Here is an 18684-nt window from a genome sequence, read left to right on the forward strand (position 1 = left end):
GCCACGGCCCCCGCGATCCCGCCCGCAAAGCCGACCGCGGCCAGCGTATCGAGAAGCAACAGGCCCACCGCCCCGTCCCGCCCCCCGGCCGCGTCCTTCAACCAGCGGTTCCGCATTCCGGGGGTCGAGGCGTCATGGGCGATCGTCGTCATGGCCCGACCGTCGCCGCGACTGGCCGACCTGTCTTTGACCGCGGTCAATGTCGGCACGGCGCGCCAGGCCTAGCGAGTCGCTCGGCAAGGGGCCGGGGGCGGCTCCTATTATGGAGACATGCTATGGACCCCGGCGTCGTAGACCTGTCGCGACTGCAATTCGCGGCCACCGCCTTGTATCACTTCCTGTTCGTGCCGCTGACGCTCGGCCTGTCGATGATGTTGGTCATCATGGAATCGGTCTATGTCATGACCAACCGCCCGGTGTGGCGCGTGACCACGCGCTTCTGGGGTAAGATCTTCGGCATCAACTTCGTACTCGGCGTCGCCACCGGCCTGACCATGGAGTTCCAGTTCGGCACCAACTGGTCTTATTTCTCGCATTATGTCGGCGACATCTTCGGTGCGCCGCTGGCGATAGAGGGACTGATGGCCTTCTTCCTCGAGGCGACGTTCGTCGGGCTGATGTTCTTCGGCTGGGATCGTCTGTCGAAGCTGGGGCATCTGATCGTCACCTTCATGGTGGCGCTCGGCACCAATTTATCGGCGCTGTGGATCCTGATCGCCAATGGCTGGATGCAGAACCCGGTGGGCGCGAGCTTCAATCCCGACACGATGCGGATGGAAGTGAGCGACTTCGGCGCGGTGCTGTTCAATCCCGTCGCGCAGGCGAAGTTCGTCCACACGGTCAGCGCGGGCTATGTCTGCGCCTCGGTCGTGGTGCTGGGCGTGTCGGCATTCTGGTTGCTCAAGGGCCGTTTCCTGCCCGTCGCGCGCCGGTCGATGACGGTGGCGGCGGCGTTCGGTCTCGCCTCCTCGCTATCGGTCGTCGTGCTGGGTGACGAGAGCGGCTATGCGCTGACCGACAACCAGAAGATGAAGCTCGCCGCGATCGAGGCGGTCTGGCACACCGAGCCCGGCCCCTCCGGCCTGACCCTGTTCGGCTATCCCGACACCGTCGCGCGCGAGACGCGGTACAAGGTCGAGATTCCGTGGCTGCTCGGCCTGATCGCCACGCGCAGCCTGGACGGCACCGTCACCGGCATGTCCGAGCTGGTGCTGAAGGCGCAGGAACGGATCGCCTCGGGCGTGATCGCCTATGACGCGGTCCAGCGGTTGAAGGCGAACCCGCAGGACATGCGCGAGCGCGCCCGGTTCGAGGCGCACAAGCGCGACCTGGGCTATGCCCTGCTGCTCAAGCGCCAGATGGCCGATCCGCGCACCGCGACGCCGCAGCAGATCGAGGCGGCGGCCTGGGACACGGTGCCCGATGTCGGCCTGCTCTTCTGGAGCTTCCGCATCATGGCGGCGATCGGCTTTGCGATGATCGCGCTGTTCGCCACCGCCTTCATTCTGTGTTCGCTCCGGATGCACATGGATGCGCGCTGGTTCCTCCGCCTCGCGGTGGCGGCGATCCCGCTGCCCTGGGTAGCGATCGAACTGGGCTGGGTCGTCGCCGAGCTGGGGCGCCAGCCCTGGGCGATCGAAGGTGTGCTGCCGACCTTCCTGGCGACCAGTTCGCTGTCGCGCGGCGCGCTGTGGACCACGCTGGCAGGCTTTACAGCGCTATATGGTGGGCTGGCCGTGATCGAGGTTCGGCTGATCCTCGCCGCCATCGCGCACGGCCCGGAGGAGCGGAACGACCAGCCCGCGCCCGGCCCGATCCCCGCCGCCATTCCCGTCACCGCCTAAAGGAGGCCAGGACATGTTCGATTATGAGATGTTACGCCTGATCTGGTGGGCGCTGCTGGGCGTGCTGCTGATCGGCTTTGCGCTGACCGACGGGTTCGACCTGGGCGTCGCCGCCCTCCTGCCCTTCGTCGCGCGAAGCGATGCCGAGCGGCGGATGGTGATCAATTCGATCGGGCAGACCTGGGAGGGAAACCAAGTCTGGTTCATCCTGGGCGGCGGTGCGATCTTCGCGGCCTGGCCGTTCGTCTATGCGGTCAGCTTTTCGGGCTTCTACCTCGCGATGTTCCTGGTGCTGGCTGCGCTGATCCTGCGGCCGGTGGGGTTCAAATATCGCTCGAAGCGGCCGGACCCGGCCTGGCGCACCCGCTGGGACTGGGCGCTGTTCGTCGGGGGACTGGTGCCAGCCCTCGTCTTCGGCGTCGCGGTCGGCAATGTGCTGCTCGGCGCGCCCTTCCGCTTGGATGGAGACCTGCGCGCCTTTTACGACGGCACTTTGCTTGGGCTGTTCACGCCCTTCACGCTGGTCTGCGGGCTGTTGTCGGTGGCGATGCTGGTGCTGCACGGCGCGGCGTGGCTGTCGATCAAGGTCGAGCATGGTCCCGTCCATGACCGGGCGCGGGCGTTCGGTACGGCGGCGGCCATCGCCTCCATCCTGTTGTTCGCGGTCGGCTTCGCCTTCGTCGCATGGGGCGATATGGGCTATCGAATCGTCGGCGCGGTCGATCCGCTCGGCCCGTCCAACCCGTTGCGCATGACGGCGGAGCAAGCGGGCGGCGCATGGCTCGACAATTATGCGACCTATCCCTGGATGATGGCGCTGCCCGCACTGGGCTTCGCCGGGGCCGCGCTGGCGCTGATTGGTATCCGCAGCGGTCGTGAGGCGCTGGCCTTTGCCGGATCGTCGCTCGCCGCGACGGGGATCATCGCCACCGTCGGCTGCGCGATGTTCCCCTTCATCCTGCCGTCGAGCATCGACGCGCATAGCAGTCTGACGGTGTGGAACGCCTCGTCCACGCAGAAGACGCTGGGCATCATGCTGTTCGTTACGCTCGTCTTCCTGCCGATCGTGCTCGCCTACACCGCCTGGGCCTATCGGGTGATGTTCGGCCGCGTGACGGCGGACGCGGTGCGCACCAATCCCGACTTCTACTGAGAAAGGAACGACCCATGTGGTATTTCTCCTGGGTCCTGGGCCTCGGCCTGGCGATCGGCTTCGGCATCCTCAACGGCATCTGGCACGAATTCCATCTGCCGCACGAGGACGACGTGTCACCGCGACACTGACAGATAGGACAATCCGTCCGACGACAGGGGATCATGGCGGCGCTATAGGGCAAGGCCATGATCCCGAACGACATCTGTGCCGATTGCGCGGTGCGCGACCGGGCCTTGTGCGGCAGCCTCGACGACCGGGAATTGCTCGCCCTGAACGCCATCGGCCAGCGCCGCCGGGTCGCGCGCGGCCAGACCATCGCCTGGGCAGGCGACGAGGCGGTGATCTGTGGCAACCTGCTGACGGGCGTGCTGAAGCTGGTCGCCGCCACCGCCGACGGCCGCGAGCAGACGGTCGGCCTGCTCTACCCCGCCGACTTCTTCGGACAGCCCTATGCGGGCGATGTCGACTTCACCCTGACCGCGCTGACCGAGGCGGAACTCTGCGTCTTTCCCCGCGCCGCGTTCGAGCGGGTGCTGGAAGATCATCAGCGCATGGAGCGCCTGCTGCTCCAGCGCACCTTCGAATCGCTGAACGAGGCGCGCGGGCGGATGCTGGTGCTGGCGCGCAAGTCGGCGGGGGAGAAGCTGGCGGGCTTCCTCCTCGACATGGCGGCACGCGCCGGGGCCAGCGGGTGCCGGGCCAGCCGCGACGGGCCGGTGACGTTCGATCTGCCGCTAACGCGCGGGCAGATCGCCGATGTGCTGGGTATGACGATCGAAACGGTCAGCCGCCAGCTGACTCGGATGAAGCAAAGCGGCGTGATCGGCCTGCCCGGCGGCCGCGCCATCACGATCAGCGACCGTGAGGCATTGGCGGCACGTGCCGAGGCCGCTTAAGCCGCCAAACTTTCCGCCAGCGCATCGACCAGCAGGCCGCGCGCCTCCGGGGTCAGCCGGTGCCCCGCCAGCGCGATGATGGCCAACTGCTCGAAATCGACCGCGCGGCGACATCCGGTGAAGAAGCTGCGCAGCATATGGCCCAGCGTCTCGGGCGCGGCGAAGGCATCCGCCTCGTCAAAGGCCGCGACCATTTCGCGCGCCGCTGCCGCATCCGCCTCATGCCGGTGGCGGACATGGTCGAGGAGCGTGTCGGTGAGCGGATCGGCCCGTCCGTTGGACAGCATCGCCTCCAGATAGACGCCGTCCGCCTGCGCCCCCCGCGTCACCAGCGCCTCCAGCGCCTGCAGGAACAGCGTCATGGTCGCGGCGTCGGGACGATCGGGCAAGGCGTCCGCCATCGCCTCCGCCTGCCCGCACAGCGCCAGCCGACGACGATGCTCCTGGACCAGGCGGATCAGGTCGATTTCCTGAATGACGTGCCAGCGCCGCGCGAACGACACGACGCTGCCTTGAAGCGGGTTGCGATCCATCGCGGGTCTTCTCCTTCGTCCCCCTGATGACGAAGGGCGGTGCACCCCGCATTGACGATGGTCAAAGCACCGGGCCGCAGCCCTCAGCGCTGGCGGGCGAGGTGCCGGTGGATGGTGCTGCGATGGACGCCCAGTTGCCGCGCCGCCGCCGAGACATTGCCGTCATGCGCCGCCAGTGCCGCGTCGATCGCCTCCGCCCGCTCGAAGGCCAGTGGGCGCGCCACCGACAATTCGATGCCGCCGCCCCGAACATCGGCGTCCCAACCACCGATCAGCGTCGCGCCATTCGTCAGGCGCAGATGTCCCCGCGCCGCCTGACCGCGCATATCAAGTAGCTCGCCCAGCGCGGTATCGTCCAACGCCTCCCAGCTGCGCCCGACCAGCGACAGGCCACGGCGATTGGCGGCGACCAACTGCTCGTCGCGGAACACCAATATCCCCTCCCGCGCGGTGCCCAGCATCGCCGCATCGTCGTGCATCCGCAGCACGCGGCAATCGGTGAAACCTGAGCGGAAAAGGCGATGCTCGATCTGATCGACCGCCAGCCGGATCAGACCCAGCGCATGGCCATGGCCATTTACCGACGGGCCCGAGATATCCAGCGCGCCGACGATCGCGCCGCGCGGGTCGAGTACGGGGGTTGCAGCGCAACTCAATACCGCATGCTCGGCAAAGAAATGCTCCGGACCATGGACGGCAATCGGGCGACGCTCGGCAATAGCGGTGCCGATCGCGTTGGTGCCGGTGCTCGCCTCGGTCCAGGACACGCCGGGGCGTAGCGCCACCTGCGCGGCGCGCGACAGGAAGCCGGTGTCGCCGATGCTGTCCAGGATCATGCCGTCCGCATCGGCCAGGATCACGACGCTGCCCGTATCGCGCGCCTCGCCCGCCAGCATCTCCAGTTCGGGGCGGCACAGACGGCGCAGCGACTCTCGCCGCTGGCGAAGCGCAGTGAGGTCGCTCTCGGTCAGCGGACCGCCATCACGTCGCCGTCCTTGCGCCAGGCCCATGTCGGTGCATCGTAACCAGGAGCGCAACACCGGCTGGCGCACGCTTTCCAGCGGCAACTGCCCCTCGTCGAAATAGGCGCGTCGCCCCTGCTCTATTCCGGCGCCGTCCATCGCCGCATCCTTCTCCCACTGTCGCAAGTTGCGACACTGGCGCGCCTTCGCGTTGCGCCATGCGACACATGCTACGCTTAGCCCGCAGAAAGTCCATCATCGCACAGACACTTCGTCGCGGATCGGCTTGTCGTCGGCTGGGGACAGGCAGAGCCTTTGTTTCATACGAAACGAAGGAGAGGTTGCATGACGATCCAGGAAGCCATCAAGGCCCGCACCGCGCCGTTCAAACAACGCTACGCCAATTTCATCGGCGGCCGCTGGGTCGATCCGGTCGATGGGCGCTGGTTCGACAATAGATCGCCGATTGATGGGCAAGTTATCTGCCAGGTCGCGCGCAGTCAGGCGGCCGATATCGAACTGGCGCTCGACGCCGCGCACAAGGCCAAGGACGGCTGGGGCCGCACCAGTGTCGCCGAGCGTGCGCTGATCCTCCACCGCATCGCCGACCGGATGGAAGAAAACCTGTCGCTCCTCGCGACCGCCGAGACCTGGGACAATGGCAAGCCGATCCGCGAGACGACCGCCGCCGACCTGCCGCTGGCCATCGACCATTTCCGCTATTTCGCCGGATGCATCCGCGCTCAGGAAGGCGGGATTTCCGAGATCGACCACGATACCGTCGCCTATCACTTCCACGAGCCGCTGGGCGTGGTGGGTCAGATCATCCCGTGGAACTTCCCGCTGCTGATGGCCTGCTGGAAGCTGGCGCCCGCGCTGGCGGCGGGCAATTGCGTGGTGCTGAAACCCGCCGAACAGACCCCTGCCTCGATCATGGTGCTGGCCGAACTGATCGCCGACCTGCTGCCTGAGGGCGTGCTCAACATCGTCAACGGCTATGGCGTCGAGGCGGGCAAGCCGCTGGCGCAGAACTCGCGCATCGCCAAGATCGCCTTTACCGGCGAGACGACGACCGGGCAGCTCATCATGTCCTATGCGTCCGAAAACCTGATCCCGGTCACGCTCGAACTGGGCGGCAAGAGCCCCAACATCTTCTTTTCCGACGTGGCCGCCAAGGACGACGATTACTTCGACAAGGCCATCGAAGGCTTCGCCATGTTCGCGCTAAACCAAGGCGAGGTCTGCACCTGCCCCAGCCGCGCGCTGGTGCACGAGTCCATTTACGACCGCTTCATGGAAAAGGCGGTCGCGCGGGTCGAGGCGATGATCCAGGGCGATCCGCTCGACCCCGCCACGATGGTCGGCGCACAGGCCTCGCAGGAGCAAATGGACAAGATCCTCGGCTATCTCGACATCGGTCGGGACGAAGGGGCCAAGGTGCTGACCGGCGGCACCCGCAACCGGCCCGAAGGGCTGGAGGGCTATTACGTCAAGCCAACCGTGCTCAGCGGCCACAACAAAATGCGGGTGTTCCAGGAGGAGATTTTCGGCCCCGTCGTCTCAGTCGCGACCTTCAAGGACGATGAGGAAGCGCTGCGCATCGCCAACGACACGCTTTACGGCTTGGGCGCGGGCGTGTGGACGCGCGACGGCACCCGCGCCTATCGCATGGGCCGCGCGATCCAGGCGGGCCGCGTGTGGACCAACTGCTACCACGCCTATCCCGCCCATGCGGCGTTCGGCGGCTACAAGCGCTCCGGCATCGGACGCGAGACGCACCGCATGATGCTCGATCACTATCAGCAGACCAAGAATCTGTTGGTCAGCTACTCGGCCAAGAAGCTCGGCTTCTTTTGATCCCGGTCAAAGCGGGGACGGTCGATCACTCCCATCCCCGCTCCATCATCATTCGAGAGGAGAATATCCATGGCCAAGACCATGAAGGCAGCCGTCGTCCGCGAATTCGGTGCCCCGCTCACCATCGATGAAGTCCCCGTTCCCGAGGTCGGCGACGGCCTGATCCAGGTCGCGATCCAGGCGTCGGGCGTCTGCCACACCGACCTGCACGCCGCCGAGGGCGACTGGCCGGTCAAGCCCAACCCGCCCTTCATCCCGGGGCATGAGGGCGTCGGCTATGTCTCGGCGGTCGGCAAGGGCGTCAAGCATATCAAGGAAGGCGACCGGGTGGGCGTGCCGTGGCTCTACACCGCCTGCGGCCACTGCGTGCATTGCCTGGGGGGGTGGGAGACATTGTGCGAGAGCCAGCTCAACACCGGCTATTCGGTCAATGGCGGCTTTGCCGATTATGTCATCGCCGACCCCAATTTCGTCGGCCATTTGCCCGGCAATATCAGCTTCACCGAGATCGCGCCGGTGCTGTGCGCCGGGGTCACGGTCTACAAGGGGCTGAAGATGACCGACACCAAGCCGGGCGACACGGTGGTCATCTCCGGCATCGGTGGGCTGGGCCATATGGCCGTGCAATATGCGGTTGCCATGGGCCTGAACGTCGCGGCGGTCGATGTCGACGACGCCAAGCTCGACCTCGCCCGGCGGCTGGGCGCGAAGGTGACGGTCAATGCCCGGACCGAAGCCGATCCGGCCGCGGCGATCAAGCGCGAGACCGGCGGCGGTGCGCAGGGCGCGCTCGTCACCGCGGTCAGCGAAAAGGCGTTTACGCAAGCCGTCGGCATGATGGCGCGCGGCGGCACGGTGGCGCTGAACGGCCTGCCGCCCGGCGACTTCCCGCTCAACATCTTCGGGCTGGTGCTGAACGGCATCACGGTGCGCGGGTCGATCGTCGGCACCCGGCTCGACCTGCAGGAGTCGCTCGACTTCGCGGCGGACGGCAAGGTGAAGGCGACCGTCTCCACCGCGCCGCTAACCGAGGTCAATGAGGTGTTCGACCGAATGCGCAAAGGCCAGATCGAGGGCCGCGTCGTCCTCGACCTCGCCGCCTGAAACCCCGGCGGGCGGCGGCTTCGGCCCCGCCCGCCGCCTTGGGAGTGACAATGACCGATCGTATCGCCTGCCCTGCCCTTCTTTCGCGTATCACCGATGCCGATACCGCAGCCGCATTGATCCGTCCGGGCGAAACCGTGGCGACTAGCGGCTTCACCGGATCGGGTTATCCCAAGGCCGTCCCGCAAGCACTGGGACGACGGATCGCAGCCCATCATAAGGAGGGGCGCCCGTTCCGCGTCAACCTGTGGACCGGCGCCTCGACCGGACCCGAACTGGACGGCGCACTGGCGGCGGTCGACGGCATCGCCCAGCGCCTGCCCTATAGCGGCGATCCGGTCGCGCGAGAGAAGATCAATCGCGGCGAGATCGACTATCTCGACATGCACCTGAGCCAGGTCGCGCCGATGGCGTGGGAGGGCGTGCTGGGCCCGCTCGACACCGCGATCGTCGAGGTGTCCGGCATCCGCGCGGACGGCTCGCTGATCCCCTCCTCCTCGGTCGGCAACAACAAGACCTGGTTGGACCGCGCGTCCCGCGTCATCCTGGAGGTCAATCGCTGGCAGGATGCGGCGCTGGAGGGGATGCACGACATCTATTACGGCACCCGCCTACCACCGGATCGCGTACCGATCCCATTGGTGCGCCCCGACGACCGGATCGGCACGCCCTATCTCGCCTGCGATCCGGACAAAATCGTCGCCATCGTCGAGACGGACGCGCCGGACCGCAACCTGCCCTTCGCCGCGCCCGACGACACGGCGCGCGCCATCGCCGGGCATATCATCGAGTTCCTGGCCCATGAGGTCTCGCGCGGCCGCCTGCCACCCGCGCTGCTGCCGATCCAGTCGGGGGTCGGCAATATCGCCAATGCCGTTCTGTCGGGCCTGATCGATGCGCCGTTCGAGCCGATGACCGCCTATACCGAGGTGATCCAGGACGGGATGCTCGACCTGCTCGATGCCGGCCGCTTGCGCATGGCCTCCGCCACCGCCTTTTCGCTCAGCCCGCAGGCGGCGGCGCGGCTCAACGCCGACATGGCCGCGTACCGGAACCGCATGATCCTGCGCCCGCAGGAAATCAGCAACCATCCCGAACTTGTCCGTCGCTTGGGGTGCATCGCGATGAACGGGCTGATCGAGGCGGACATCTACGGCAACGTCAATTCCACGCTGGTGATGGGATCGCGCATCCAGAACGGCATCGGTGGGTCGGGCGATTTCGCGCGCAACGCCTATGTCTCGATCTTCATGACGCCCTCGACCGCCAAGGGCGGCAAGATTTCCGCCATCGTGCCGCAGGCCTCGCATGTCGATCACATCATGCAGGACGTGCAGGTGATCGTGACCGAACAGGGCCTCGCCGATCTGCGCGGCCTGTCGCCGCGCCAGCGCGCACGGGCCGTGATCGAACGCTGCGCCCATCCCGATTACCGCCCGATGCTCGCCGACTATGCGATGCGGGCCGAGGGCGGTTCCTATGGCCTCCATGCCCCCGCGCTTCCTGGCGAGGCATTGTCCTGGCATCGGCGCTTCATGGAAACGGGGACGATGCTGCTCTCTTGACCGCGGTCAATGCGGCACGCGTGCCACCGATTCATCGGTACGGCAACCCAGGAGGACACCATGATCGCCGCCGATACCGAGATGCTCGTCACCCGCCACGGCACAGTGCTGCACGTCCGGCCCGCCCGCGAAGAGGACGAGCCCGCGCTCGCCGCCTTCTTCGCGAAGGTTTCGCCCGAGGATCTGCGCTTCCGCTTCCTGACCAGCGTGCGTGTAGTGAGTCACGAGCGGCTGTCCGGCATGATCCGTGCCAATGATGCAACCAGCGAAAGCCTGATCGCCTTTGACGACGGCGGATCGATCGTTGCGGCGGCGATGCTGGCCGGGGACGACATCGCGAAAACCGCAGAGGTCGCCGTCGCCATCCGGCGCGACATGAAGGCGCGAGGTATCGGCTGGACGTTGCTCGACCATCTGGTCGGTCATGCAAAACGAAAGGGATATCACACGATCGAAGCGCTAGAGGATCGCGACAACCAATCCGCCATCACGATCGAGAAGGAAATGGGTTTTATCCCTCATCCAGTCGAGAGCGATCCCATGCTGGTCAGGCTAACGCGCGATATCGTCTGATCGACGCGCGCCGCCTCGATAAGATCCTACCCGAATACGATGCCAATCACCCCTTCTCCCATTGTACATATGAACGCCAAAAGCGGTTGAATTTGACGTTTCCGATCGTATTTACATCCCATCATTTTCAACCGCGTTGGTACAGCGAGTAGGTACAGCGTGGCTGATCGTGAAACACAAAAAGCCCGGAAAACCGCGCCTTTTATGTTTGTGACATCCCTCCCGTAGGGGTCACCATTGTCAAGGCAAAAGCGGCAGAAATCTGCGCTTTTTGCGGACATGGTGCGATTAGCGACATCATCTCGTCCCCCAAAATAATCTGGCTGTGATGGTTCGAATGAGCTGCCCTGGGTCGAAGGTTATCGATTCGGATATGCCATTGCGTCTCGCATCCGAGTGTGGTTCCGGGCGCCATAACGGCCGCCACGCTTCAAGCGTGAGCCGCTTTTTCCGATCGATGAAAGCTCGAAGCGCGCTCGAAAGCAGGCTGATCCTGACCAAGCTATTTCGCTTAGCGCTGCATCCGGGTTAGCATCTCCGTCTCCAGTACAATCTTGATCGATGCTCCTTGCTTCCGCATCTCTTCAGCGCGGCGATATTCGGCATGACCTGACACAAAGCGGCCAAAGGGTTGGTCGTCACTGATGACGAGCATCGTTGTGGTGGTGCCGACCCCTGACATGATCCGCGCCCCGGCTTCCGCCAAACATCGTGCCAGTTTTCCATCTCGAGCAGCGCCCAGTAGGGCCACCCGCTCACCTTTCAGGGGACCATCCGCAGCTGCCTTGGGGGCCGGGCCGCGCCGGGCGCGTGCGGGTGCGAGCCATCCGGAAAGGCCCATACCGGTATGCTCGATTGCGCGCACGATCACGATGCCAGCGGCGCGGGCGTCACTGAGTGCATCGTGATGTTTGTGCCGAATGCCCAGGAACTTGCTCAGCACGTTCAGCCGATGGCTGGGCAGTTCGGGCCAGGCACGCTTGGCAACGCGAACGCTATCGAGCCACGTCGTCCCGATTACATCACGCTGATGAATCGCGCAGGCGGCACCAAGCGCGCCCTTGTCGAAGAAGGAATGCGCAACCGTGATCCGGCCTGCCAGATGAGCATTGATGGTAGAGTGTACGTCGCCGAAGGTCGGTGCTCCGACGACATGATCACTGGTGATCCCGTGGATGCGGGTGTTGAACGATGAGAAATGGTCCAGTGGATCGATCAGTGTTTCATACGCGAATGTCTCGATCCCGTTCTTGAAGCCGACAATGCCGATCTGGCAGATGCTGCTGACGCGTGAGCAAGCCGTCTCTACGTCGACGACAACGAAGTCTGGATCAGTCTCATTCAGCGAAGACGTGGGCAACGGCCTCAGGGGCGCGCTGCCAGACTGCGGAAGGTAATAGACCAGCGCGGCCGCTCGAGAGCGACGATGCTGTGCTCCCATTCATGACGGGCCGGCCCACTCAGATGATAGGCCGCACGCGGCTCCAATGGTGCGGCGGCTCTTTCGAATCCGCCAGCTCGCCGGCGGCGAAACCGCATGATCGCGGGCTCGCCAAGTGAAAGCCCAAGGACGTGACCATAGATCGGTCGATCACGATGCCATCCGATCCCCGCCCCCGGGTCATAGCGGATCAGCAGCACCTGGATCAGGTCTTCGGGGTCCAACTGCCCGAAAACCGCCACTCGCTCCCGGAATGGACGCAGCCAGTCGGGGATCGGAGGCGCCTCGATTGGACGTCCCACCTCAAAATCATAACTTCAGCCAAATGACGTCGTCAGACGCTTGCCCGTCCATCCCTGGAAACGGAACGGCGTCAGATCGGCCGCGTCGATGCGCGCGATCAGCATCTGCTCTTCGGCTTGGTCGATCAGGTCAGGCTGCATGCGAAGGCCGGGCAAGATCGGGGTATCGAACAAATCGGAGGTCATGCTGCCGCCTCTGCAAAGATTGCCAGTTCAGGGGCCGTGGTGGCTTGGGCGTCAGCAAAATTCGACACCGTCACGCCGACCAGCCGAACACCCTTCTGGGTCGGCAACACCGATCGGATCAATTCGAGGGCGGCGCGGTGCAGCGCATCGCGCGTCGCCACGACCATGGGCTGACTGCGCCTGCGCGTGATCTGGTGGAAGTCGCCATATTTGACCTTCACCGTCACGGTTCGTCCAAATGCCTGTCGGCTCTCACACCATCGCCAGACGTCATCCGCCATTTGCAAGACGCCCGCTTCGATCTCCGCCGCTTCGACCAGGTCACGGTCGAACGTCGTCTCTGATCCGGATGACTTGCGGACCCGGTTGGGATTGACCGGCCGGTCATCTTCTCCGCGCGCAATCGAATAGTACCAATGAGCCGAGCTGCCGAAATGCGCTTGCAGGAACTCCAGCGGCTTGGCCCTCAGGTCTGCACCCGTCTCGATACCGAGACCCTTCATTTTCCTGGCAGTGACCGGCCCCACTCCGTGGAACCGGTCGACCGGCAGCGTCTCAACCCATGCGGCGCCCATCTCCGGCGTCACCGCGAACTGCCCATTGGGCTTACGGTGATCGGACGCGAGTTTGGCCAGGAACTTGTTGTACGAGATGCCAGCCGACGCCGTCAGCCCGGTCTCTGCCAGGATGTCGGCACGGATCGCCTTGGCGGTTCGCCAGGCCGTCTCGAGTCCCTGCTTGTCAGCAGTCACGTCGAGATAGGCCTCGTCGAGCGACAGCGGCTGGATCAGGTCCGTGTAGCGGCCAAAGACCGCGTGGATCTGGCGGGAGACCTCGCGGTAAACCTCGAACCGCGGCCGCACGAAGAGAAGGTCCGGACAACGGCGCAGCGCCGTTACCGACGGCAGGGCCGACCGCACGCCGAACTTGCGCGCTTCATAGCTCGCCGCTGCGACCACGCCCCGCGCCGCTGCAGAGCCGACCGCGACCGGGCGCCCCCGGAGATTGGGATCATCGCGCTGCTCAACCGACGCGAAAAAGGCGTCCATATCGACGTGAATGATCTTGCGCGTGACCATGCCGCGGAGCTTATCGCATTCGGAACGAATTGGGAACATATGCTGTCTCGATAAGCGAGACTGACACGCAACTGTCTCGCGATGGCTCGGAAATTCCGCTGGCTCGTTTAGGGCGCCATGAAGACGATCCGCTTGCCAGACGGCACCACTATCCCCGCGCTTGGCCAAGGCACCTGGATGATGGCTGAGGATCGGCGAGTCCGATCAGAAGAAATCGCCGCCCTGCGCGGAGGTATCGATCTCGGTCTGACGCTGATCGATACGGCCGAAATGTACGCTGATGGCGAGTCCGAACGACTCGTCGGAGCGGCGATTCAAGGCAAGCGGGATCAGGTCTTTCTTGTCAGCAAGGCCTATCCGCAGAATGCGTCGCACGATCGCTTGCCCCGCGCCTGCGAGGCTAGTCTCACGCGGCTCGGCACCGACCGGCTCGACCTCTACCTACTGCATTAGCGAGGCAATGTGCCCCTGGGCGAGACCGTGGAGGCGATGGAGCGACTGGTCGACGCCGGCAAGATCCTGCGCTGGGGGGTCAGCAATCTCGACACTGACGATATGGAGGAGCTGGTCGCCAGTGGCGGCGCGGCGTGCGCGACCGACCAGATCCTCTACAATCTGACGCGGCGCGGTCCCGAGCACGACTTGCTGCCCTGGCTTGCCGAACATGCGATCCCGACGATGGCGTACAGCCCCGTCGAGCAGGGCCGCCTCGTCGGCCATGCCGGGTTATGCTCCCTTGCAGACGAACTCGGTGCGACACCCGCCCAGCTAGCGTTGGCTTGACCGGCATCGCCTTGGGATGCTTGGGCGCAACCAGCGGATTGGGCTCGGTCGTGCAGAATGCATAGACCCGGTCATGATCCTGGTCGACCTTCCAAAGCCCGGCGAAACACGGCGCTGGCTGATCCTCGACGGTGAACCACCAGTTGGTGTCGCCGGGGCCCTGGCGATCACCAGCGGCCTTGGGTTCGGCAAAGCGGGTGAACGGCACCAGGCAGCGATGCTCCGCCTTCAGCAGCCACGGCTTCCACATATTGCTCTGCATATTCCGGGCGTTCGTCCACCAGTCGTAGAGAAAGGGCAGTTCCCCGTCGCGCGCCGGGCGCTTGCGCGGTTTGCGGGTCGGGAAGCCCCAACGCATTGTGCTGAGCACCCGCCGGCCCTCCTCGACACGAACGACATAGCCGGGTTTGCCGGGCGCCGCGTAATCCTTCTCGACCTCCAGCGTGTTGCTCGCATCGTCGACTGCAGCAAGCGCGTCGAAATAGGTCCGCGGATCGACCTTGATATTGTAAAGATTACACATTCGCTTGTTCGATCACGACCGGTGGCGCGAGACAAGCTTCTTCCACGTCGCGGCATCCGGATAGGGCAGAGCAGCGCCAGTGGGCTGATCCCGCCCGATCACCACATGGGGACGCTGGGTGTGTCCCTCCGCTTGGCATGCCGAGCAGCATAGCCGCCGCCCCACCAACCCCAGCGTGCCGTCCCATCCTCGCCGGTGAAACAGCCACCAGAGCGCAACGGCGTCCAAAACGCGGACGTGACCGCATTTCGGACAGTTGAGACGCAGCGTGCGCTTGTGCAGGGCACACTCCTCCAACGTGCGCAGACGCCGCCCGATATGATTGTGATCGGCCCCTGCCCGGCTGTCTTGGCTACCCCTTTTGCGGCCCTCTTCTGCCACGGCCCTGTCCCGTTCCGATTATCGATCCGCTTCCGCAACGCCTTGACCCGCTTGCAGAATCAACGGAACATATAGCGAACATATGAGTCGCAACAATGATGTCTTCCACCGCCCCACCCCTCGAAACATTGGCCCGCCTGCGAGGCGCCATAGGCGCTGTGCGCGGCATCGAGGGCGCGGTTCTCCCGTTCGGCATAGAGGCGGTAGACACGCGATTGACGGGCGGCGGCCTGGCGCTCGGCGGTTTGCATGAAACGTCTTCGGCAACGCCGACCCTTACAGATGATGCAGCTGCCACGCTGTTCGCGGTCGGGATTGCCGCGCGCGCAGCAGCGTTGAGCGGCCGCCGGGTGCTCTGGGCGCTCACCCGGTTCGACCTCTATGCGCCGGGTCTCGAACAGGCCGGGCTCAGCCCTGCAACGCTGTTCTTCGCCGAAGTACGTGAGGACAAGGACGTTCTGGCCGTCATGGAGGATGGCTTGCGTCATGGCGGGCTTGCAGCGGTCGTCGGCGAGGTAAAGCGCGCCGATATGGTCGCGACCCGGCGACTACAGCTGGCGGCGATGACGGGAAATACCCCTGCCCTGCTTTCGCGCCGCTGGCGCCGACAGGGCACCTGCCCACTCACCGAGCTGTCGGCGGCGATGACACGGTGGCGGATCGCCTGCGCGCCCTCCGCGCCGCTCCTCGCCCCCGGGGTCGGCCGCGCGCGCTGGATGGTCGAGCTGGCGCGCCAGCGCGGTGGCCCGGGCTTCACGATGGACTTGGAGGCATGCGATGACACGGGTCGCCTCGCTCTACCTGCCGCATCTCGCGATCGAGCGACTGCGACGGCTGGAGCGGCCGCGCGCGCTGCCTGAGCCAAGGCCTGCGCTCATGTTTCCTATCGACGATGACCCTAGTGCCTGCTCGGTGCCACGGGGCGGCGGCTGGCGTCCCGGTGCGCGCTGGGCGCAGCAAGGCGATGCGCGTGCAACGGTGGAGGAGCAGGTGGCGGCACTGCCGCTGCACCAGCGACCGCCGATGCGCGAACTGGGTCGCCGGTCCGAGGCGGCGGACCATCCGTTCAAACACTCCAGCGCACCGGGCCAGCACAAGGCAGTATCAGGGCCAGCACCCGCGTTGAACCTCGTGCCGATGGTATTGGCCGAGCAGATCGGACAGCGACAGGTCATCGCCGCCGCTTGCCCGGCGGCAATGACGCTCGGACTGACCCCGGGCATGGCGGTGACGCAGGCGCGGGCGCTGATCCCGGATCTCGACATCCGCCCCGCCGACCGGGCGGCAGATATGGCGTTGCTGGCGGATCTAGCGCTGCATGCCGTGCGCCATTGGACACCGACCGCCGCGGTCAGCGGATCGGACGGGCTGTGGCTGGACCTGAGCGGCGTCGCGCATCTACACGGCGGCGAGACCTGCTTCTGCCAACGACTGGTCGGGTTGTGCCGACGTTTCGGCCTGACCGCACGGGTCACGGTCGCCTCCACGCCGGGCGCAGCTCATGCGCTCGCCCGTTTCGGTCGCAACGCGATCATGCTGGTTCCCGGCGGACAAGAGGCACAGGCGCTGGCTCCCTTACCTCCTGCCGCACTCCGCCTGACCCCGGAAGCAACAGCGGCGGCGAACCGGTTTGGGCTCGACCGGATCGCCGATCTCCTGCCGCTGCCACGCGGGCCGCTCGCCCGGCGGCTAGGCATGGCGAGTGTCCGCCGCCTCGACGAGGCACTGGGGCGTGTCCCCGAACCGATCGTGCCGGTCGTGCCCGAGGAGACGCCGGTCGCAAAACGCCGGCTGCTCGAGCCGATCGGCACCGCCGAGGCAATCGAGCAGGTGATCGCCGACCTGCTCGCCGACATGATGCTGGTGTTGCAGGCGCGCGGGCGCGGTGTGCGCACATTGGTGCTGCTGCTCGACCGGATCGACGGCAGCGAGCAGCGGCTCGCAATCGGCACCGCGCGCGCGACCCGCGATGTCGTGCATCTCGCCCGCCTCTTCCACCTGCGCATCGAGCGGATCGATCCGGGTGACGGGATCGAGACGATGCGCCTCGCCGCGACGCGGACCGATCCGCTGGGTGCGACCGCGGTGGCGGGCGACCTGACCGGAGAGGCGGCGGTGCCCGACGTCGCGACGCTTGTCGACCAGATCGCCGGCCGGGTCGGCGAGGCGGCGCTGTTCACCGCCGCGCCAGTCGAGAGCGACGTGCCCGAACGCGCGGTACGCCGCGCGCCGCCGCTCGCCGCGCCGCCTGGCTGGCCGGCCTGGCGCCGGCCGGTACGGCTGCTCAGCCGGCCCGAGCCGCTGACCGGCGTGCTCGCCCTCCTCCCCGACGCACCGCCGCGCCGCTTCACCTGGCGCGGGCAGGTCCATGCGGTGGTGGCCGGAGATGGTCCGGAGCGCATCCATGGCGAATGGTGGCGGCGCGACGGCGAGGTCTGGGCGGTGCGCGACTATTTTCGGGTCGAGGACGACACCGGCGCACGCTTCTGGTTGTTCCGCCGCGGCGACGGGGTCGATGCCGCAACCGGTGATCTCAGCTGGTACCTCCACGGGCTATTCGGCTGATGGCGGCCCCCACCACGACCTATGTCGAGCTTCAGGTGACGAGCCATTTCTCGTTCCTGCGCGGCGCCTCCAGCCCCGACGAACTCTTCGCCGCAGCCGCGCTGCAAGGCCACACCGCGCTCGGAATCGTCGACCGGGGCAGTGTCGCCGGACTGGTGCGCGGGTGGGAGGCACAGAAGGCCACGGGGTGCTGTCAGTCTAATGCGAACCCGTCTCCACACGATGCATTTCGGTCTTTAATGGCGACGTTCAGCTGACGAGTGCCTGCCACTCCGCCAGTGCGGCGGAGCGTCGTTCCCGGTAGGTCGGTCGATCGATGAGGTGGCGTTCCAGGCTGAAGTGATTGTGGACGTTGGCGTGGACGGATGCGAACTTCTGTAACGTCTTCATCTGCCGGAACCGCTGCATCGCCCGCTCCCGACGTCGAAACGGCAGATGACTGTTCTCCACCCGGTTGTTGGCCCAGCGGCCAACCTCCTGCTTCTCGGCGTTGCCTAGCTCGTTCATGGCGGCGCGGTAGCTGCGCAGACCGTCGGTGGTGATCGCCTCGGGGGAGCCGTGTCGCTTCAGCGCCTTCTTCATGAAGGCGAGTGCGGCTGCCTTGTCGCGGGTGCGGGTGACGTAGCTTTCCAGCACCTCACCTTCATGATCGACCGCCCGCCAGAGGTAGACCATCTCGCCGTTCAGCTTCACGTACATCTCGTCCAGGTGCCAGCGCCAGTGACGAAAGCCGCGCATCCGGCTCACCCGCTGGCGGCGGATGTCACCGGCGAACAGAGGACCGAACCTGTTCCACCACAGCCTGACCGTCTCGTGGCAGATGTCGATCCCGCGCTCGAACAGCAGGTCCTCCACGTTCCGGAGGCTCAGCGGAAAACGCACGTACAGCAGCACCACCAGCCGGATCACCTCAGGCGACGAGTTGAAGTAGCGA

Annotated in this window: 17 protein-coding genes and 3 pseudogenes; 12 read left to right on the forward strand and 8 right to left on the reverse strand. The window is 65.7% G+C overall.

The window, feature by feature from the left end; genetic code table 11:
- The first annotated feature begins 275 nt into the window (after positions 1-275).
- From NS334_RS15670 to NS334_RS15680, 4 genes are read left to right on the forward strand one after another with little or no spacing between them, the layout of a single operon-like run.
- On the forward strand, positions 276-1844 hold the full coding sequence (locus tag NS334_RS15670; RefSeq protein ID WP_058756894.1) for a cytochrome ubiquinol oxidase subunit I: 1569 nt from the start codon (positions 276-278) through the stop codon (positions 1842-1844).
- A gap of 13 nt (positions 1845-1857) precedes the next feature.
- Positions 1858-2997: a cytochrome d ubiquinol oxidase subunit II gene (gene cydB, locus NS334_RS15675; protein WP_058756895.1), complete on the forward strand. Its 1140-nt coding sequence runs from the start codon at positions 1858-1860 to the stop codon at positions 2995-2997.
- A 14-nt stretch (positions 2998-3011) separates the two neighbouring features.
- Positions 3012-3128: a cytochrome bd-I oxidase subunit CydX gene (gene cydX, locus NS334_RS17855; protein WP_017978496.1), complete on the forward strand. Its 117-nt coding sequence runs from the start codon at positions 3012-3014 to the stop codon at positions 3126-3128.
- Positions 3129-3185: 57 nt separating this feature from the next.
- A complete protein-coding gene (locus NS334_RS15680; protein WP_017978495.1) occupies positions 3186-3896 on the forward strand; it encodes a Crp/Fnr family transcriptional regulator in 711 nt (236 codons plus the stop codon).
- Here NS334_RS15680 and NS334_RS15685 read toward each other — a convergent pair.
- Positions 3893-4429 (reverse strand): hypothetical protein, encoded by a 537-nt coding sequence (locus NS334_RS15685; RefSeq protein ID WP_017978494.1) that lies wholly within the window; start codon positions 4427-4429, stop codon positions 3893-3895. The two genes, NS334_RS15680 and NS334_RS15685, sit on opposite strands and share 4 nt — an antisense overlap.
- An 83-nt stretch (positions 4430-4512) precedes the next feature.
- Positions 4513-5550, reverse strand: coding sequence for a sigma-54-dependent Fis family transcriptional regulator (locus NS334_RS15690; protein ID WP_017978493.1), 1038 nt, complete (start codon positions 5548-5550; stop codon positions 4513-4515).
- Positions 5551-5736: 186 nt separating this feature from the next.
- Between NS334_RS15690 and adh the strand changes: the two genes are divergently transcribed.
- From adh to NS334_RS15710, 4 genes are all read left to right on the forward strand, one after another.
- Positions 5737-7248 carry an aldehyde dehydrogenase gene (gene adh, locus NS334_RS15695; protein WP_058756896.1) on the forward strand — a complete coding sequence of 504 codons (1512 nt, stop codon included), beginning with the start codon at positions 5737-5739 and terminating at the stop codon, positions 7246-7248.
- Between the two features lie 69 nt (positions 7249-7317).
- Positions 7318-8352, forward strand: coding sequence for an alcohol dehydrogenase AdhP (adhP, locus tag NS334_RS15700; RefSeq protein ID WP_017978491.1), 1035 nt, complete (start codon positions 7318-7320; stop codon positions 8350-8352).
- 50 nt (positions 8353-8402) lie between these two features.
- Positions 8403-9917 (forward strand): acetyl-CoA hydrolase/transferase family protein, encoded by a 1515-nt coding sequence (locus tag NS334_RS15705; protein WP_058756897.1) that lies wholly within the window; start codon positions 8403-8405, stop codon positions 9915-9917.
- A 60-nt stretch (positions 9918-9977) separates the two neighbouring features.
- Positions 9978-10490: a GNAT family N-acetyltransferase gene (locus tag NS334_RS15710; protein WP_017978489.1), complete on the forward strand. Its 513-nt coding sequence runs from the start codon at positions 9978-9980 to the stop codon at positions 10488-10490.
- Between the two features lie 511 nt (positions 10491-11001).
- On the opposite strand, the gene NS334_RS15715 is transcribed toward NS334_RS15710, so the two are convergent.
- From NS334_RS15715 to dinB, 4 genes are read right to left on the reverse strand one after another with little or no spacing between them, the layout of a single operon-like run.
- Positions 11002-11850 (reverse strand): exonuclease domain-containing protein, encoded by an 849-nt coding sequence (locus tag NS334_RS15715; RefSeq protein ID WP_058756898.1) that lies wholly within the window; start codon positions 11848-11850, stop codon positions 11002-11004.
- A gap of 5 nt (positions 11851-11855) precedes the next feature.
- Positions 11856-12233 (reverse strand): alpha-ketoglutarate-dependent dioxygenase AlkB, encoded by a 378-nt coding sequence (locus tag NS334_RS15720; RefSeq protein WP_342585554.1) that lies wholly within the window; start codon positions 12231-12233, stop codon positions 11856-11858.
- A 15-nt stretch (positions 12234-12248) separates the two neighbouring features.
- On the reverse strand, positions 12249-12419 hold the full coding sequence (locus NS334_RS19375; protein ID WP_342585555.1) for a hypothetical protein: 171 nt from the start codon (positions 12417-12419) through the stop codon (positions 12249-12251).
- A complete protein-coding gene (dinB, locus tag NS334_RS15725; protein ID WP_058756899.1) occupies positions 12416-13498 on the reverse strand; it encodes a DNA polymerase IV in 1083 nt (360 codons plus the stop codon). The genes NS334_RS19375 and dinB overlap by 4 nt, the downstream gene beginning before the upstream one ends.
- Positions 13499-13615: 117 nt before the next feature.
- Here dinB and NS334_RS15730 point away from each other — a divergent pair.
- A pseudogene (locus tag NS334_RS15730) lies at positions 13616-14278 on the forward strand (aldo/keto reductase); the annotation flags it as partial.
- A gap of 73 nt (positions 14279-14351) precedes the next feature.
- On the opposite strand, the pseudogene NS334_RS17860 reads toward NS334_RS15730, so the two are convergent.
- Positions 14352-14804 (reverse strand): annotated as a pseudogene (locus NS334_RS17860) (SOS response-associated peptidase family protein); the annotation flags it as partial.
- A 479-nt stretch (positions 14805-15283) separates the two neighbouring features.
- Here NS334_RS17860 and NS334_RS15735 point away from each other — a divergent pair.
- From NS334_RS15735 to NS334_RS15745, 3 genes and pseudogenes are all read left to right on the forward strand, one after another.
- Positions 15284-16045 (forward strand): hypothetical protein, encoded by a 762-nt coding sequence (locus NS334_RS15735; protein WP_058756903.1) that lies wholly within the window; start codon positions 15284-15286, stop codon positions 16043-16045.
- Between the two features lie 52 nt (positions 16046-16097).
- Complete coding sequence (locus NS334_RS15740) at positions 16098-17750, forward strand: DNA polymerase Y family protein (protein WP_342585556.1); 1653 nt, start codon at positions 16098-16100, stop codon at positions 17748-17750.
- Positions 17750-17938: pseudogene (locus tag NS334_RS15745) on the forward strand (hypothetical protein); the annotation flags it as partial. The gene NS334_RS15740 and the pseudogene NS334_RS15745, both read left to right, overlap by 1 nt.
- Positions 17939-17999: 61 nt before the next feature.
- Here NS334_RS15745 and NS334_RS15750 read toward each other — a convergent pair.
- Positions 18000-18659 (reverse strand): IS6 family transposase, encoded by a 660-nt coding sequence (locus NS334_RS15750; RefSeq protein WP_058756902.1) that lies wholly within the window; start codon positions 18657-18659, stop codon positions 18000-18002.
- Between the last annotated feature and the right edge of the window lie 25 nt (positions 18660-18684).

It is taken from the genome of Sphingomonas endophytica, from assembly GCF_001476895.1.
Classification (GTDB): Bacteria; Pseudomonadota; Alphaproteobacteria; order Sphingomonadales; family Sphingomonadaceae; genus Sphingomonas; species Sphingomonas endophytica_A.

Excerpts from the sequence above, each read along its gene's own strand:
- NS334_RS15670 (WP_058756894.1), top strand. The coding sequence starts at position 276 with ATGGACCCCGGCGTCGTAGACCTGTCGCGACTGCAATTCGCGGCCACC.
- cydB (WP_058756895.1), top strand. The coding sequence starts at position 1,858 with ATGTTCGATTATGAGATGTTACGCCTGATCTGGTGGGCGCTGCTGGGC.
- cydX (WP_017978496.1), top strand. The coding sequence starts at position 3,012 with ATGTGGTATTTCTCCTGGGTCCTGGGCCTCGGCCTGGCGATCGGCTTC.
- NS334_RS15680 (WP_017978495.1), top strand. The coding sequence starts at position 3,186 with ATGATCCCGAACGACATCTGTGCCGATTGCGCGGTGCGCGACCGGGCC.
- NS334_RS15685 (WP_017978494.1), bottom strand. The coding sequence starts at position 4,429 with ATGGATCGCAACCCGCTTCAAGGCAGCGTCGTGTCGTTCGCGCGGCGC.
- NS334_RS15690 (WP_017978493.1), bottom strand. The coding sequence starts at position 5,550 with ATGGACGGCGCCGGAATAGAGCAGGGGCGACGCGCCTATTTCGACGAG.
- adh (WP_058756896.1), top strand. The coding sequence starts at position 5,737 with ATGACGATCCAGGAAGCCATCAAGGCCCGCACCGCGCCGTTCAAACAA.
- adhP (WP_017978491.1), top strand. The coding sequence starts at position 7,318 with ATGGCCAAGACCATGAAGGCAGCCGTCGTCCGCGAATTCGGTGCCCCG.
- NS334_RS15705 (WP_058756897.1), top strand. The coding sequence starts at position 8,403 with ATGACCGATCGTATCGCCTGCCCTGCCCTTCTTTCGCGTATCACCGAT.
- NS334_RS15710 (WP_017978489.1), top strand. The coding sequence starts at position 9,978 with ATGATCGCCGCCGATACCGAGATGCTCGTCACCCGCCACGGCACAGTG.
- NS334_RS19375 (WP_342585555.1), bottom strand. The coding sequence starts at position 12,419 with ATGACCTCCGATTTGTTCGATACCCCGATCTTGCCCGGCCTTCGCATG.
- dinB (WP_058756899.1), bottom strand. The coding sequence starts at position 13,498 with ATGGTCACGCGCAAGATCATTCACGTCGATATGGACGCCTTTTTCGCG.
- NS334_RS15735 (WP_058756903.1), top strand. The coding sequence starts at position 15,284 with ATGTCTTCCACCGCCCCACCCCTCGAAACATTGGCCCGCCTGCGAGGC.